Origin of the sequence: Peribacillus butanolivorans (assembly GCF_001273755.1) — a bacterium.
Taxonomy (GTDB): Bacteria; Bacillota; Bacilli; order Bacillales; family DSM-1321; genus Peribacillus; species Peribacillus butanolivorans.
Window position 1 is genome coordinate 3841741 of record NZ_LGYA01000001.1, and the last position, 17403, is coordinate 3859143.

Here is a 17403-nt window from a genome sequence, read left to right on the forward strand (position 1 = left end):
GGAGGGAATGGCCATGAAAGCTGACAGACATGTACATACTCCGTTTTGCCCACACGGCTCTACGGACAAATTCGATGAATATATTACGCGGGGAATTGAGCTAGGATTAAAGGAAATCACATTTACAGAACATGCTCCTTTGCCACGAAATTTTCAAGATCCAACACCTGAAAAAGACAGCGGTATGGAAGCTTCCATGCTCCTAGATTACTTTCAAGAGCTCCGCGTCCTGAAAGAACACTATAAAGACAAAATCCTGATCAAAAGTGGTCTAGAGGTTGACTTTATAGAAGGTTATGAAACTGAAACAAAAGATTTTCTCAATGAAGTCGGCGAATTCCTTGATGACAGCATTCTTTCCGTCCACTTCATAAAGCAGGAAAGCAACTGGCATTGCATCGATTTCAGTGATGATGCGTTTGGTGAGATTGCCAATAAACTAGGTTCCATCGAAGCAGTTTATGACAAATATTACGATACCTTAGAGAAATCAATCACAGCTGACCTAGGCATCTATAAGCCAAAAAGGATAGGACATATTACACTTGTTCATAAATTCCAGCACCGATATCCACCTGCAAAAAGCTTTGACGACCGTGTTTACAGGGTATTGGATATGATCAATGAACAACAATATGCACTTGATTATAATGGAGCAGGGTTCGTAAAGCCGCTATGCCGTGAGCCCTATCCTCCTGAACGGTTTGCAAAGCGTGCCATAGACCTTGGCATCCCGCTTATTTATGGTTCCGATGCACACCAGGCTAAAGATTTAGGCCAGGGATTTGAATCGTTGATTCCAGAATTCAACGGGTAAATCACGTAAACACTTCAGGCCCGTCCCGCAAGCAGGGGCTGGAGGTCTTCGGCAATAAATAATGTATCTTGCAGAAAACGAGCGACTTCCTCAGCATATAAATTTGTGTAATAGGCTTCCTGTGGGAACACATGAAGGACCTCCATCGCATAATGGGTATGCAGGACCGGAGCCGATAGCAGGCCCTTTAGTTGCAGCATATACAAGGGGATAGAGACCGACTGAAAACTTCTGCTTTTAATGCCTTGTTCCAAAACATATTGAAAATAAGACTTTTCCTTTGTAAAATAAGTCGAATGAATTTCCCGGTTTAAATTTGAATCGAGTGAAGATTCTCCATATATAAATCGAGCTGCCAGGAAGTTTTCTCTTTGGAATGTAAGAATATCCTTTACCAAATTCATCAAGCATTGCTTTGGACCTTCATGATCCAGCAGCGTCATGTTCGTCTCAAGGACGAGAATATACTCTTCTAAATAGGAAGTGAAGCAGAATTCTAGCAACCCCTGCTTATTTTTAAAATAGTAGGCAATATTAGCAGCATTCACTTTCGCTTTATTCGCAATATCCCGTATGGATGTCGCATGATAGCCTTTTAAATGAAATAAATGTAAAGCAGCTTCCACAATAGCTTGTTTCGTTGGCGTCTGGCGATTCATTAGGCAATCCCTCGCTTTCTTTGAGACAAGTCTTGTGGACTATTTCTGCATTGAAGAGCTTGAATCCTTTAGTAAGTTCTCGACAATTTCTCTCCAATCAATCGGCTTGACTAGAAAGTACTGTAAAAATATGAGGAAGACAGGTGAACCCTTTTGTTTAATGTCGAAATGTATCAAGGAAAAAAAGAAAAAAACTATGAACTTGTCCAAAAACAGCTCTTTGCCTTAATAGAAGATGAACCAAACCAGATAGCCAATTTAAGTAATGCCGCTGCTTTACTGAATCAATTTCTCGTTGAGATTAACTGGGTCGGCTTCTATTTACTTGAAGAAGGCCAATTGGTGCTAGGACCCTTTCAAGGCCTTCCAGCCTGTGTCCGCATTCCAATGGGCAAAGGCGTATGCGGGACATCAGCGGCCACAAAAAAAACCTTGCGCGTCGATGATGTCCATCAGTTCCCAGGACATATTGCCTGCGATGCTGCATCACGTTCTGAAATTGTCATACCCCTTATGAAGGAGGGCAAACTAATTGGCGTTCTTGATATCGACAGCCCAATTACGAACCGATTTGACGAAGTCGATCAGCAAGGACTCGAGAAATTCGCGGACATCCTAACCAAGCGTTTATAGAGTAAAAAGGGAGCGACAATCCATGCCGCTCCCTTTTATTGTTACAGAACTCCATGTACGTGAACTTTGTTTTTCCCTGAATTCTTCGCAATATATAACGCCTCATCGGCCCTTTTAACTACCTCTTTCATGTTATCTAAATGTTCTTTTGACCAACAAGACACGCCGCAGGAAATCGTCACTCTAGGATTGGATTTCTCCCAGACCTTATCCTTTACTCGTTCGGCAATGCGAACACCTGACGCTAAAGGAACACGTGGAAGGTAAATTGCTAGCTCTTCTCCTCCCCATCTGGCCCCGATATCCGTATCACGAATATTATGTTGAATGAGATCAGCGACCTGGATCAGAATATCATCTCCAACCTGATGACCATATGTATCATTAACCCTCTTGAAGTTGTCAAGATCAATCATAATGAAAGTGCCCTCTTCATCTTCTTCCATGGATTGGGACATTTTATCATCGAGATAACTCCTTGAATACAGTCGGGTTAAATGATCGGTAATGACCATTTTTTCAAGTTCTTCACGAAGCATGGAATTGACCATCGCCAAACTTGAGTGGTGGATAAGCGACTGTAACAACTTAAACATTTCAAATGAGAAGAAATAGGCTTCCTTATGCAGAATAACAGCGAATCCCTTAACATCATTACTTTCCATCATTGGAACTGCCATTAGGGAATGATATTTAACATTCTCATTCGGACAATGAATACTTAAATCCCCGATAAACAGTGATTCCTTATCAACATCAATCTTACCTTTCAGGAAAGTTATATACATACTCGCCTCCTCTGAATCAAAAAACTCAGAGCTTCCTGTCAATAAACTCACTTTGTCATCCGGATGGAGCAGAATAAATCCTGTCTGATCAGCATGAAAGGACTTTATAATTTGCTGCTTCATATATTCCATGGTTTCACTCAAGCGCAGATTGGAATTTAAATGCTGTGATGTCTCATTTATAAGCTGTAAATCTGAAACAAGTCGTTTTGATTGTTGATACAGTTGGGCATTCTCCAAGGCACTTCCAGCAGTATTAGCCAACAATGAAATAAACTCAATTTCATTTTCAGGGAACACGAGTGTATTAGGCGCAATAACCTGAAGAACGCCATAGACCCCTTGTTTACCTTTTAAAGGAGCATATAAAATAGAGTGATTTTCAGATGAGTGATCCTCAAATTGTATGCTACCGTTTACATAAGCCTTTAGTGCAGCCACATTCTCACTATCATATTCGAGGTCCTTGATTGGCAGGTTTTCATGGCTGTCATTATCATGGGAGAGCAGCAGGTAATAATCAAAGGTTGGGTAAACAGTGTGCAACGTCGAGATAATTTCCCCTAAGACCGCGTCCATGTTCATTGAAGAATGAAATTTTTCTGTGACCTTGAAGAGTTGTTTATATCGTCTTTCCTCATCTGATATCTTAGAAATTGATAACGCAGCTTTCAAGATTGTGGTGAATTCTTTAGAAAAAGCAGCCCCTTCTTCCGGAGTAAGACTTGTAAGGGAGCCATTTTTCCGTTCTTTGAAGGCCGTTAATCCAATGACCTTACCATTATCCCAAAGTGGTATAACAGTCTGGAAATCCTTTACTTCCTGCTGCATACTTACTGTTACATCTCTATCATCTTTCTGTTCTTTCAAGATCATTTCTATATACTCTTGTACAGGAACCTGCATGTTATAATCGTGAAAACATCCGGTAGAGGTTTCTTTATAAAATTGCTGTTTCCACTCGTCAAATTTAAAGAACATTACCTCTTCCATACCTAACAGGTCTTTCGTCTCAAATAAAAAAGTCTCCAAGAATGTTTCGTAATGGAGTTCACCCTGCATATTCTGTATGTGTTTAAAGAAAAGTACTCTTAATTCATTAATCAACCGAGCTGTTTTAATCTTCATCTCTATCATCCCTATATTACAGCCTATTTTTTAAAGAACCTTTTAAGGTTTCATAATACTCCCACTTTAAAACGAAGCAAAAAAAACTAGATTTAATCGAAACTTATAGTAATAGTTCCCAGGAAACTATTTATTGAAATTCATACTTTTTACTTATTATAACGCTTTCATCGGAAAAACTCTCCCAAAAATAGTGCTTTTTTATGTAATTGTAATTTTATCCCTTGGATTATCTTTAAACTCCCTTTTAATGAAAAGCTAACTGTCCTTGACTCATTGAGCAGAATATTATACAATACTCCTTGTGTAAAATATTGCAGCCTATGTGACAGCTTTTATGTTCTCATTTTGTTCCTCCATACAGAGGTGTATCTCGTAACTCTCTGCTGCTAGGGCGAAGGTACATGAAAACAAAATGGTCATAACCGTTTATTCACACGGTTTTTATTTTACCAAAATAAAAACATTTAAAGGAGGAGTCATCCTATGGCTCGTTATACTGGCCCAAGCTGGAAACTATCCCGTCGTTTAGGAATTTCCCTAACAGGTACTGGTAAAGAATTAGAAAAACGTCCTTATGCTCCAGGACAACATGGTCCTAACCAACGTAGAAAAATTTCTGAATATGGAATTCAACTACAAGAGAAACAAAAACTTCGTCACATGTACGGAATCACTGAACGTCAATTCCGCACAATGTTCGACCGCGCTGGCAAACTTAAAGGTGTTCATGGTGAAAACTTCATGGTTCTTCTTGAATCACGTCTTGACAACCTAGTTTACCGTCTTGGTTTAGCTCGTACACGTCGTCAAGCACGTCAACTTGTTAACCACGGTCACATCACTGTAGACGGAAGTCGCGTAGACATCCCTTCTTACAAAGTGTCTCTTGGACAAACAATCTCAGTTCGTGAAAAATCACGTAACTTCTCAATCATTAAAGAATCAGTTGAAGCAACTAACTTCGTACCTGACTTCCTTACTTTTGATGCTGAGAAATTAGAAGGTACTTTCACTCGTTTACCAGAACGTTCTGAATTGCCTGCTGAAATTAACGAAGCTCTTATCGTTGAGTTCTACTCTCGTTAATAACTTCAAAAAAAACCTCATCCTTGGATGGGGTTTTTTTTGTGCACAGAACTCAACTTCCAGACAAAACAAGGCCCGGCTGAGATTCAGCAGGGCCTTGTATTCTCATTTCACTAATGTATATTTCTTCTTACCGCGACGAACAAGGATGAACTCTCCTTCAATCTTAACCTCTTCAGCCACGACATATTGCAGATCAGTCACTTTCTCTCCATTGATGGAGATTGCACCATTCTGAATATCTTCACGAGCTTGTCGCTTGGATGGAGAAATCTTCGCTTCAACAATAAAATCAACTAAGCTGATATCTTCCTTACTTTCACGTTCAAAGGTCGCAACATCTTTAAAGCCCAATTTAATTTCGGCCGCACTTAAATTTTTCACCTCACCGCTGAATAGAGCTGCAGAGATTTTGATTGCTTGGTCAAGAGCTTCCTGCCCGTGAATCAAACGTGTCATTTCTTCCCCTAAAGCTTTTTGCGCTTTACGTAAATGCGGTTCAGTCTGCACGGATTGCTCTAACTCTTCAATTACTTCACGTGATAGGAATGTGAAGAATTTCAAGTATTTCACGACATCAGCATCCGCTGTATTAATCCAGAATTGGTAAAATTCATAAGGAGTCGTTTTTTCCGGATCAAGCCAGATTGCTCCGCCTTCCGTTTTACCGAATTTCGTTCCGTCCGCTTTCGTCACGAGCGGAATCGTCATGCCGAACGCTTTTGCTTCCTCGTCATGCGATTTACGAATCATTTCAAGACCGGTCGTAATATTGCCCCACTGATCACTTCCGCCAATTTGCAACTTACAGTCATGATTATCGTATAAATGACCAAAGTCGATCCCTTGTAAAATTGTATACGCGAATTCCGTAAAAGAAATCCCTGTTTCCAAACGGGAAGCAACCGTGTCTTTTGCCAACATGTAGTTAATGCCGATGTATTTCCCGTAATCACGCAAGAACGTAACCATGTCGATTTTACCTATCCAGTCATAGTTATTGACCATAACTGCGCCATTTTCACCTTCAAATTCAAAGATTTGGGATAGCTGCCCTTTAATACAGTCGGCATTATAAAGTACTTTTTCCAACGTTTGCAGCTGGCGTTCTTCTTTTTTACCGCTTGGGTCACCGATAAGTCCAGTCGCTCCTCCTACAAGTACAAGGGGACGATGACCGTGCTGTTGGAAACGGCGCATTGTTAAGAATGGCAATAAATGTCCGATGTGCATACTATCCGCGGTTGGATCTACCCCACAGTATAAAGAAATTTTTTCTTTTTCTAAAAGGTCCTTAAAACCCTCTTCATCCGTTTGTTGATAAATAATCCCTCTCCACTCGAGTTCCTTTAGCAATTCCATTTTATAATTCCTCCTTCAAATCCGAAAATATCCCGCAAAAAGCATACAAAAACGCCCCTTCATATAAATATGAAGGGACGAATAAATTCGCGGTACCACCCAACTTGAGGACATAAAGCGTCCTCCGCTCGAGACGAATAACGGTCGTCAACCGTTTCCTGCTACTAATCATTTCACAGCAAATGCTCAAGGAAGTAATTCATCTCACTATATGTACCGATTTCCACTGACCACCGGCTCTCTAAAACAGGGATAGTTTGACTACTGGGTCCTATCATCGCGCTTTTTTAATAAATTTTATTGTTAATAAGTTTTTATCATACATAACATTCATTGTCAACATCACCCTTACAGATTCTAGAAAAATATGAAAGTTCGCCTTTCCCTTCCGTGTTATATGCTATAATATATGTGATTTCAGGGGGTATGATACATGAATAATAATCAAAAAGATAGATTTCAAACAGCATGGAAACAGCTAACCCGTTTTTTTCAAAATGAAAAAACACAAAAAAATGCAAGGGTTACATACCAAGTCATTTGGAACCTAACGTTGATCCTCATTATTGTTGGGGTTCTAGGATTCTCATTCGCCGGCGGCGTTGGAGCCGGCTATTTCGCTGCCCTCGTCAATAATGAGCCGGTACGCTCAAAGGATGATTTAAAAAAGGACATTTACAATTATGAAGAGACCTCTGAGGTATACTTTTCGGATAAAGTATACTTGGGCAAGCTCAAAAGTGACCTTGATCGTGAAGAAGTATCCATCGATAAAGTTTCCGACCATCTTAAAAATGCAGTCATCGCTACAGAAGATGAGTATTTTTATGAACATAACGGAGTTGTTCCGAAGGCTATCCTGCGTGCAATTTATCAGGAATTTTCGAATGCATCCGTTCAATCAGGTGGAAGTACTTTAACACAACAGCTCATAAAAAACCAAGTCTTAACGAACGAAGTATCATTTGAACGGAAAGCAAAAGAAATTTTACTTGCGCTCCGGGTCGAGAAGTTCTTTGAAAAAGAAGAGATTTTAGAAACCTACCTAAACGTCTCCACTTTGGGACGAAACTCTTCCGGACAGAATATCGCTGGTGTCCAGTCGGCTGCCGAAGGTATTTTCGGAGTGGAAGCTAAAGATCTATCTTTACCCCAATCTGCCTTTATTGCTGGATTACCGCAAAGTCCTTTTGGGTATACTCCATATACCCAGCAAGGGAAACTTAAAGATAATCTAGAACCCGGAATTAACCGGATGAAAACCGTATTAAAACGAATGTATAGCAATGAATACATAACAAAAGAACAATATGATAAAGCAATCGCATACGACATAACAAAAGACTTTATCGGTAAAAAGGCGTTGCCATCTGAGAAATATCCATGGCTCACCTATGAAATAGAAAAACGCTCCATTGAAATTTTGTCACTTAGCTTAGCAAAAGAAGATGGATATGAAGAAAAAGATTTAGAGAACGATGATTTAAAAAAGCAATATTTAGCACTAGCTGATCGTAAACTTCGTCAAAACGGCTATAAAATTTATACGACAATCAATAAAAAGATCTATGACAAAATGCAAGAAGTAACTAAAAACTATCCAAATTTCGGATATGATAAAACCGAACAGGTCATCGATCCAGATACGAAAGAAATGAAAACTGTAAAAGAGCCCGTTGAGGCGGGAGCTATCCTTATTGAAAATAAAACAGGGAAAATCATCAGTTTTGTCGGTGGACGTGACTTTAAACGGGAACAAACAAACCATGCAACATCATCACTACGGTCAAATGGATCAACGATGAAACCGCTATTGGTATACGGTCCAGGCATTGAGCTAGGAAAGATTTCACCTGGGAGTGTGACAGCCAACGTACCCATTACCATTCCAGGCAATACGCCGTGGCGGCCGGGAAACTATGGCGGTGGAAGCCTCACCGGCTTAACAACAGCTCGGGAAGCGTTAAAGAATTCGTATAATATTCCAGCTGCCCTATTTTACATGAAAATCATCAACCAAAATCCGGTTTCCTATTTGGAAAAAATGGGCTTTACATCTTTAACAAAAGGGGATTACTCAAATCGTGCCATGTCATTAGGTGCCTTGGACAAAGGTGTAACTGTTGAAGAAAATGTCAATGCGTTTGGCACATTTGCCAATTCAGGGGAATTCGTTGATGCTTATATGATTGACAAAATCGTATCAAAAGATGATGAGGTCATCTATGAACACAAAGCTAAACCAGTAAAAGTATTTTCACCGCAAACAGCTTATTTAACGCTTGATATGATGCGGGATGTCGTAAACAGCGGTACGGCGGCTTCGGTCAGGAACCGACTTGCTTTCTCCAGTGACTGGGCAGGTAAAACCGGGACTGGACAAAACTATTGGGATGCTTGGTTTGTCGCCACTAATCCAAATGTAACGTTCGGTACATGGATGGGTTATGACACACCGAAGTCTTTAAAAGGAACCTATAATGGTCTTGAATATAATAAACGTAATATCTATTATTGGGCAGATTTGATAAATGCCGCATACAAAGTCGATTCAAAACTCGTCGACCCTGATAAGCGGTTTGAGATGCCCGGCGGAATTGTCAGTCGTTCCTTCTGTGGCGTTTCAGGCCTTCTGCCTTCAAGTTCATGTCAAAAGGCTGGACTTGTCAAGTCTGATTTATTCATCGCCAAATATGCCCCATCTAGAGCAGATAATAGTTTCATAGATGGACAATATGTATCAGTCGGCAGCAAACGATACGCGGCTCTTCCACAAACACCGAGCGAATTCACAAGCGGCGGGTTCATGCTGAACCCTGCGTCCTTTGAAGATATCGGATTGAAATATGTGGATGATCCCGGATCCTTAATTCCCGGAGGAGAAAAATGGGGCAATGTCGTCGGGACGAAGGCGACACTTAATGATAATGGAAAAGCGCCTAATGCCCTTTCTATCACTGTAAGTAACAATAAGATTTCATGGGGGCTTCACCCTGAAGGAGATGTCGTCGGCTATCGCGTCTACAAAAATGGTAGAAAAGTGGCGAGCATCAATTCTGGGGGTAATCTTGTTTACACTGCCGGATCGGGTGGATCTTATTACGTAACAGCTGTAGACATAGTCGGTAAAGAATCAGCACCTTCGCAACATGTTGAAATCGGCGCTAAAAAGACAAGTGCAAAAGCGGAAGCTAAAGATAAAGATAAAGACAACAATTCAAAAGATTCCACTAAGAATAAAGATAATATCGCAAATGAAAAAATAGATACCGAAGAGAAAAAACCAGACTCAAAAGAAGAGAACGTTACTGCAGAAAAAGACAAAGATACAACCAACACAGATAAAGAAGATACAGGCAAAGATACAAATATAGACAAAGAAACAGACCAAAATACAGACCAAAACAAAGACACAGATAAAGCTGAAGAAGAGGAAGAAGAATAACACGCTTCTTGAAGTAACTTAGCAGGCTGCGGGGAAACGACCCGACAGCCTGTTTTTTTTATAGATTTATTATTTCCTATGCTATTTAACTTGATTAGCATAGGACCCTTAAACTTTAAACACATGAAAAAGGCATCCATGCCAATGAACATGGATGCCTTTTTTCTACTATTCTTGATTCCAGATAACTCGGCTTTTTAATCTTCCATTGATGATAAATCACCAGTTGGAAGATCAAGTTCCCAAGCTTTCAAGACCCGGCGCATGATTTTACCGCTTCGTGTTTTCGGAAGTTTATCTCGGAATTCAATTTCACGTGGTGCGGCATGTGCTGCGAGACCTAGCTTAACAAATTGACGAATTTCTTCAATTAATTCATCGTTGGCTTCGTATCCGTCACGAAGGGCAATAAACGCTTTAATAATTTCGCCCCGGACTGGATCTGGCTTCCCGATAACCCCTGCTTCAGCAACGGCTGGATGCTCAACCAACTTGCTTTCCACTTCGAAAGGACCTACTCTTTCCCCGGCTGTCATGATGACATCATCTACGCGGCCTTGGAACCAGAAATATCCTTCTTCATCCATATAAGCTGAATCCCCAGAAACATACCAATCGCCTGGCATAAAGTAAGATTCATATTTTGACTCATTATTCCAGACAGTCTTCATCATTGAAGGCCAGCCTTTTTTAATAGCAAGGTTCCCCATTCTGTGCGGAGGAAGCTCTTTACCTTGATTATCCACTATTGCCGCTTCCACACCTGGGATCGGTTTCCCCATCGAACCCGGTTTGATTTCCAGGCAAGGATAATTACAGATGAGTTGAGCACCTGTTTCCGTCATCCACCATGTGTCATGGATGCGGTGATTGAATACTTTCATCCCCCAGCGGACCACCTCCGGATTCAACGGTTCACCGACACTTAAGACATGGCGGAGAGAACTTAAATCGAATTGTTTAACGATTTCGTCTCCTGCCCCCATCAGCATCCTGAACGCAGTCGGTGCACTATACCAGACCGTAACACCAAAGTCTTGCAGAGTTTTGTACCAAGATTCAGGCTTAAATCGACCACCTACGATGACATTCGATGTACCTGTCAGCCATGGACCAAAGATACCGTAAGACGTCCCTGTCACCCATCCAGGATCCGCTGTGCACCAATACACATCTTCTTCCTGTAGATCAAGGACCCATTTTGCCGTTTGATAATGCTGAACCATCGCATTATGTACGTGGAGCACACCTTTTGGCTTCCCTGTCGAACCGGATGTATAGTGAAGAATCAGTCCATCAGCGCGGTCCACCCATTCAATCTCAAATTTTTTGTCCGCTTCTTTTAGTTTTTTATTAAAGTGATAATATTTTCCTTCTTCTTTGATATCTTCCCCCACTAAAAAAATATGCTTCAAATGGGGCAATTCATCCACCGGGACACGAGGCAAAAGCTCAGGAGTCGTTACTATCACACTTGCCTCGCTATCTTCCAGTCGATCTCTTACGGCACCCTCCATGAAAGCTTCGAACAACGGACCGACGACTGCTCCAGTTTTAATGGCACCTAGTAATGCAAAATAAAGTTCCGGGGAGCGAGGCATGAAAATGAAAACACGATCACCCTTTTCCACCTTGGCAATGTTCTTGAACACATTGGCCGCTTGGTTTGAATAATCTTTCATTTCCTTAAATGTATACTTTTCATTTCTTTTTTCATCTTTGTAATAAAGGGCGACCTTGTTTTTTCTGTATGTTTCAACATGGCGGTCAATGGCTTCATATGCGAGATTCACTTTACCTGTTTCAGACCAGGAGAATTCCTTTTCCGCTTCAGACCAGTCAAACGTCTTGTATTTTTCATCGTAATTCTTTAAATTAAAATTACCCTCAACTACTGGCAGCGCTTTCACATTCATACGACATACTCCCCCTTTTTTCAGCTTTATATTTTTTATTATAGTATAAAAATCTAATTTTCTCAATTTTTAAAATACTTATTTTTTCCATATTAGGGTAAATTCATTCGCTATAAATTTTGAAAACTTAAGGCGAATATTGCTAAAGGATGATTACGTATTGGTATCCGGAACATAATGCCATCTTGTAACAAAAGATTCAAATATGTCTCGAACTTTCAGAATTATGTCACTTGTTTTTTATGTATAATTTATGTAAACTTTCCATTTGGTTAGTTTTCAAGCATAATGAAACTTATACTTTGGGATATAAGTATAAAAGATAACTATTTTACGAGGTTGGTGAAAGAATGGAATATAGTAAGACCTATTACGCTAAGGAATTGCAGACATTAAGCGGCACAATCATCATTGAAGGCCCGCTTAATGGACAAAAAATGGCATCCTATGAGTTTCACGAAGACTTAGTCGCCTTTCGCCCACCTGCTCTGCAGCATAAAGCGTTAATCGAGATCGCAGACTTGCCTGAGGGCAGAATCTTTATAGCACGTGAAAATCAGACCATCGTTGGTTATGTAACTTATTTATATCCCGACCCCTTGGAACGCTGGTCAGAAATCAAGATGGACGACCTGATTGAGCTTGGTGCAATCGAGGTCATCCCTAAATATCGGGGTGCCTCCGTCGGGAAGAACTTAATCCGTCTCTCCATGGAAGACGATTCGGTAGAAGACTTTATCATCATTACAACTGAATACTATTGGCATTGGGATTTGAAAGGGACAGGATTGAATATTTGGGACTATCGCAAAATCATGGAAAAAATGATGAGTGCCGGCGGCTTGGTCTACTTTGCAACAGATGACCCGGAAATCAGTTCCCATCCAGCCAACTGCCTGATGGCGCGTATTGGAAAAAGAGTGCCGCCCGAATCTATCCAGAAGTTTGACCAACTACGTTTTATGAATCGATTTATGTATTAAAAAGGTGAGTAAAGAGGAGGAACAAATATGATTGTTGAAAAAATAATGAATGAAGATATTATTTCTCTCACTCCAACAGATACAATCCATAGCGCTGTCTTAATCATTAAGGAGAAACGAATTCGCCATATTCCCATTGTCGATGACAACTTTCAACTTGTGGGATTAGTCAGCGACCGTGATATAAGGGATGCTGCTCCTTCGATTTTCCGCACCTCAGAATACAAAAATGATTTACAAAAACCACTAACCAGCATCATGAAAACGGATATAATCACAGGGCATCCGCTAGATTTTGTTGAAGAAATCGGGGCTGTATTTTGTGAAAACAATATCAGCTGCCTGCCAATCGTGAAAGAAAAAAAGTTAGTAGGCATTATAACCGGTTCTGATTTGCTCCATTCTTACGTTGAATTAACGGGGGTTAATCAGCCCGGTTCCCAAATTGAAATCAAAATTCCGAATAAAGCAGGGGCGCTTTACGATATTGCCCTCATTTTCAAAAAGCGCAATTTGAATATCCTGAGTACTCTTGTTTATCCGGAAAAAACTGAAATAGATTATAAGATTCTTGTAATCCGTGTGCAGACAATGAATCCATTTATGGTGGTGGAGGATTTAAAGAAAGAAGGCTATACCGTTTTATGGCCTAGTCTACCGGGGATTTCTCATGATTGATAAATCACTGTTTGTCTATTCCGATGAACTCCTTACCTATAAATTCAGCGACGAGCATCCTTTTAATCAAAAGAGGCTTAAGCTCACGCTAGATTTGTTAAAAAAACACCATGCCATTAGTGATGATCAAATTATAAAACCTAGAATCGCTACCGATGAAGAATTAGAACTGATTCACGACCACCATTATGTAAACGCTGTCAGATTGGCGGGTGAGGGAAAACTTCCTCTTGAAAAAGCCGTAAATTATGGATTAGGAACAGAAGATACTCCAATTTTTCCTAATATGCATGAAGCAAGTGCCTTACTAGTAGGTGGAACCTTAACGGCCGTGGATGCCGTTATGACCGGTCAGTCTCTGCATGCCCTGAATCTTGGTGGGGGCCTGCATCATGGTTTTCGTGGCAAAGCTTCGGGCTTTTGTATTTATAATGATAGTTCGGTCGCGATTAAATACTTACAAAAAAAATATGGCGCACGTGTCTTATATGTCGATACAGATGCCCATCATGGTGACGGCGTACAATGGTCGTTTTATGATGACCCAGAAGTCTGCACCCTATCCATTCATGAAACAGGACGTTATTTGTTTCCCGGCACTGGCAATATTAACGAACGAGGGCAAGGAAAGGGCTACGGCTATTCATTCAATATTCCCGTCGATGCGTTCACTGAAGATGACTCCTGGCTCGAATGCTACACAGCTTCCTTCAAAGAAGTGGTTGAATTCTTCAAACCGGATGTCATCTTAACACAAAATGGTGCCGATTCTCATTATTATGATCCACTCACCCACCTATCTGCCACAATGAAGATTTACAGGGAAATACCAAAATTGGCTCACGAATTGGCCCATCAGTATTGTGAAGGCCGCTGGATTGCAGTTGGCGGCGGAGGGTATGATATCTGGCGTGTCGTTCCACGTGCCTGGTCGAGGGTCTGGCTTGAGATGACGAATAATGATATATCTGGCCCCCTATCGAAAGAATGGCTTAATACATGGCAGCCTGAGTCCCCTGTGACGCTCCCAAATGAGTGGGATGATATGGAGGACATATACGAACCGATTCCAAGGAAACCAGAAATTACCGAGAAGAATGCCCAAACGCTCGAAAAGGCTCTTTATCCCATCCGAACTTCCAAACAAACATCAACAAGTAATGATAAAAGCTGACTAAAAAGGTCGTTGAAAAACGATCTTTTTTTCGTCAAGACCCTTCATATAGTTTTCAAAACTAAAAGAGAGTGCCCTAAGGACACTCTCTAAGCAGCTTATTTCGTTGATTGCCGCTCTTCAATTCGATGTGGTAAGATCACTATTTCATGACCCTCCTCCACTTGTTCTTTATTCATCAATTTTGTCAGAAGCCTCATTGCAACCGCTCCAATATCGTATAAAGGCTGAACGATCGTCGTAATTTGCGGGCGAACCATTAAGGTCAATCGGGTGTTATCAAAACTGATCACTTCAAAGTCTTCCGGTACATTATAGCCTTTGTCCTGAGCAGCATGGACAATTCCTAGCGCCATTTCATCAGCGCCGACAATGAACGCCGTCGGTTTCTTTTCAGCTTCCAGAAACTTATCAAAAGACTCAATCCCTGAATCATATGTATAATCGCCATCAACAATATAACTCTCATCGAATGAAAGCCCCGCTTCTTTCAACCCTCGTTTATAACCAGCTAATTTCTTTTCATTAATTAGCGCGGACAAGTTTCCAGTTACAAAAGCAATATGCTCGTGACCCTTTTGGGCGAAGAAGGTAACTGCGTCAAATGCAGCTGCTTCATAATCAATATTAACGGATGGGACTTGCCCGCTTTCTTCTACCGAACCAGCCAATACGATTGGAACAGGTGAATTTTTAAACTCTCTCACATGTTCATCCGAAATATTGCCACCCATGAATACGATACCATCTACTTGTTTTCCAAGCATCGTATTCAACAAATGAAATTCCTTATCTATATTCTCATCAGAACTGCTTAGAATGATATTGTATTTATACATAGTCGCAATATCTTCTATGCCTCGTGCTAACTCAGCAAAAAAGATACTAGAGATATCCGGGATAATAACCCCTACTGTTGTTGTTTTCTTGCTGGCAAGCCCCCTCGCCACTGCATTAGGACGGTATCCTAACCTATCAATCACGTCTGAAACTTTCTTTCTTGTTGCAGGCTTTACATTTGGATTCCCGTTTACTACGCGGGACACAGTGGCCATAGAAACATTCGCTTCGCGTGCCACATCATAAATGGTTATATTATTCATTCATCCATTCCTCCATTTCTTTCATTTTTCCCATAAAAGACTCGAAATATTTGAGAAAAATTCTTTTATACGTTTTTCTTCTATAAGGAAGATTATTTTAGGAACAATCTGACTAACAAAAATGCAGTCCTACTCTTTCTTCTCAGCCAATGATTCATAATCTCTACAAGTATAAAATTCACATAGATATCACTTTATGTATGACTCAACCTTCCGAACAGTTCTCATTCTTGTTATTTATCATACGATAGTAGAATCTTTCCTGCAATCCAATAGTGCCTTTTTATAGACTTTTTCTGCAAAAACAAGTATTTTACCATTAAAAATAGCCCTTGCCAAGATGGTAAGGGCCGTAAGTGCATATTTTAAAAACCTTCTAGCTTATACTGTTACCCAGTTCAAACGTTTAATTTCTTCGTAGAATTCATCAAATTGTTTGAAGTCCATTTGCTGTGCAGAGTCTGATAATGCAACAGACGGATCAGGATGAACTTCTGCCATGACACCATCCGCACCGATAGCAAGAGCTGCTTTAGCTGTTGGAAGCAATAGGTCGCGTCGTCCAGTAGAATGCGTGACGTCAACCATAACCGGTAAGTGAGTTTCTTGTTTTAAAATCGGAACAGCAGAGATATCAAGTGTATTTCTTGTTGCTTTTTCGTAAGTACGGATACCGCGCTCACAAAGGATGATGTTACCATTACCTTGTGACATGATGTATTCCGCTGCATGAATGAACTCCTCGATTGTTGCAGCAAGTCCACGTTTTAAGAGAACAGGTTTATTTACAGCACCTGCAGCTTTTAACAAGTCAAAGTTTTGCATGTTACGTGCTCCGATTTGGATGACATCAATATGTTCAACCGCAGCTTCGATGTCGTTTGCACTCACGATTTCACTGATTACAGCTAAGCCGTATTCATCAGCTACACGCTTAAGAATTTGTAAGCCTTCCAAACCAAGTCCTTGGAAATCGTATGGAGAGGTACGTGGTTTATATGCACCACCGCGCATTAGTTTCAAGCCTTTTGCTTTGATGACTTCAGCTACTGCAGCTGTTTGTTCATAAGATTCCACGGCACATGGTCCGAAAACAAAGCTTGGAATTCCGTTCCCAATCAATTCGCCTTTAATGTCGATGATTGTATCTTCCGATTTTTGTTTTCTAGAAACAAGAAGCGTTTTCTTCTGGTCATCTTTTTGAAGTTCCAAGCCTAATTTGAAGATTTCTTTGAAAATATGTTTAATCGAACCAAGATCAAGAGGTCCTTGATGATTAGCTTCGATAAGGTCCAACATTGTTCTTTCACGAACCGGATCGTAACGGTTTACACCTTGTTTTTCTTTTACGCGGCCAATTTCCTGTACAAGTTCAGCACGTTGATTAATAAGATGTAATAACTGAAGGTTCACATCATCCAGTTGATTACGAAGTCCATCAAGCTCTTTGTTGCTCATTACAAATCCATCCCTTCGTTTTTTAAAATTAAAACCGGTTCAGCGATTAAAAGCCCAAATTATCTATTTGAATTTTCACTCATTTGCCCCGATTATTTTATCCAATGAAAAATTTTATAATATTTCATGTATAATTAAATCAATTATAAATGAAGTATCTTTAAATGTCA

Annotated in this window: 13 protein-coding genes and 1 other annotated feature; of the genes, 7 read left to right on the forward strand and 6 right to left on the reverse strand. The window is 40.4% G+C overall.

Annotated elements, in window-relative coordinates; genetic code table 11:
• Positions 1 to 13: 13 nt before the first annotated feature.
• Complete coding sequence (gene hisJ / locus AKG34_RS17755) at positions 14 to 817, forward strand: histidinol-phosphatase HisJ (protein WP_053347312.1); 804 nt, start codon at positions 14 to 16, stop codon at positions 815 to 817.
• A 14-nt stretch (positions 818 to 831) separates the two neighbouring features.
• On the opposite strand, the gene refZ is transcribed toward hisJ, so the two are convergent.
• Entirely contained in the window at positions 832 to 1476 is a 645-nt protein-coding gene (gene refZ / locus AKG34_RS17760) for a forespore capture DNA-binding protein RefZ (protein WP_053347313.1), read from the reverse strand.
• 153 nt (positions 1477 to 1629) lie between these two features.
• Between refZ and AKG34_RS17765 the strand changes: the two genes are divergently transcribed.
• Positions 1630 to 2109 (forward strand): free L-methionine (R)-S-oxide reductase MsrC, encoded by a 480-nt coding sequence (locus tag AKG34_RS17765; RefSeq protein ID WP_053347314.1) that lies wholly within the window; start codon positions 1630 to 1632, stop codon positions 2107 to 2109.
• Between the two features lie 41 nt (positions 2110 to 2150).
• Here AKG34_RS17765 and AKG34_RS17770 read toward each other — a convergent pair whose 3' ends face one another.
• Positions 2151 to 4025 (reverse strand): sensor domain-containing diguanylate cyclase, encoded by a 1875-nt coding sequence (locus AKG34_RS17770; protein ID WP_053347315.1) that lies wholly within the window; start codon positions 4023 to 4025, stop codon positions 2151 to 2153.
• Positions 4026 to 4511: 486 nt separating this feature from the next.
• On the opposite strand from AKG34_RS17770, the gene rpsD reads away from it, so the two are divergent.
• The gene (gene rpsD / locus AKG34_RS17775; protein WP_053347316.1) at positions 4512 to 5114 is read left to right on the forward strand and encodes a 30S ribosomal protein S4; all 603 of its coding nucleotides are present in this window, start codon (positions 4512 to 4514) and stop codon (positions 5112 to 5114) included.
• Positions 5115 to 5219: 105 nt separating this feature from the next.
• On the opposite strand, the gene tyrS is transcribed toward rpsD, so the two are convergent.
• Positions 5220 to 6476: a tyrosine--tRNA ligase gene (gene tyrS, locus AKG34_RS17780; RefSeq protein WP_053347317.1), complete on the reverse strand. Its 1257-nt coding sequence runs from the start codon at positions 6474 to 6476 to the stop codon at positions 5220 to 5222.
• Positions 6477 to 6546: 70 nt separating this feature from the next.
• Positions 6547 to 6763: a binding site (T-box leader), on the reverse strand.
• A gap of 146 nt (positions 6764 to 6909) precedes the next feature.
• Between tyrS and AKG34_RS17785 the strand changes: the two genes are divergently transcribed.
• Positions 6910 to 9921 carry a transglycosylase domain-containing protein gene (locus tag AKG34_RS17785; RefSeq protein WP_083450833.1) on the forward strand — a complete coding sequence of 1004 codons (3012 nt, stop codon included), beginning with the start codon at positions 6910 to 6912 and terminating at the stop codon, positions 9919 to 9921.
• Positions 9922 to 10118: 197 nt separating this feature from the next.
• On the opposite strand, the gene acsA is transcribed toward AKG34_RS17785, so the two are convergent.
• The gene (gene acsA / locus AKG34_RS17790; protein ID WP_053347318.1) at positions 10119 to 11837 is read right to left on the reverse strand and encodes an acetate--CoA ligase; all 1719 of its coding nucleotides are present in this window, start codon (positions 11835 to 11837) and stop codon (positions 10119 to 10121) included.
• Positions 11838 to 12187: 350 nt separating this feature from the next.
• Here acsA and AKG34_RS17795 point away from each other — a divergent pair, with 350 nt between their 5' ends.
• The 3 genes from AKG34_RS17795 to AKG34_RS17805 are packed head-to-tail and all read left to right on the forward strand — an operon-like array spanning position 12188 to position 14672.
• Positions 12188 to 12820, forward strand: a complete 633-nt coding sequence (locus AKG34_RS17795; RefSeq protein ID WP_053347319.1) for a GNAT family N-acetyltransferase — start codon at positions 12188 to 12190, stop codon at positions 12818 to 12820.
• A gap of 27 nt (positions 12821 to 12847) precedes the next feature.
• On the forward strand, positions 12848 to 13498 hold the full coding sequence (locus AKG34_RS17800) for an acetoin utilization AcuB family protein (protein ID WP_053347320.1): 651 nt from the start codon (positions 12848 to 12850) through the stop codon (positions 13496 to 13498).
• Positions 13491 to 14672 carry an acetoin utilization protein AcuC gene (locus AKG34_RS17805; protein ID WP_053347321.1) on the forward strand — a complete coding sequence of 394 codons (1182 nt, stop codon included), beginning with the start codon at positions 13491 to 13493 and terminating at the stop codon, positions 14670 to 14672. Before AKG34_RS17800 ends, AKG34_RS17805 begins: the two co-directional genes overlap by 8 nt.
• 98 nt (positions 14673 to 14770) lie before the next feature.
• Here AKG34_RS17805 and ccpA read toward each other — a convergent pair whose 3' ends face one another.
• Both ccpA and AKG34_RS17815 read right to left on the reverse strand, forming a co-directional pair.
• On the reverse strand, positions 14771 to 15775 hold the full coding sequence (gene ccpA / locus AKG34_RS17810) for a catabolite control protein A (protein ID WP_053347322.1): 1005 nt from the start codon (positions 15773 to 15775) through the stop codon (positions 14771 to 14773).
• 381 nt (positions 15776 to 16156) lie between these two features.
• Positions 16157 to 17233, reverse strand: a complete 1077-nt coding sequence (locus AKG34_RS17815) for a bifunctional 3-deoxy-7-phosphoheptulonate synthase/chorismate mutase (protein WP_053347323.1) — start codon at positions 17231 to 17233, stop codon at positions 16157 to 16159.
• Positions 17234 to 17403: the final 170 nt, after the last annotated feature.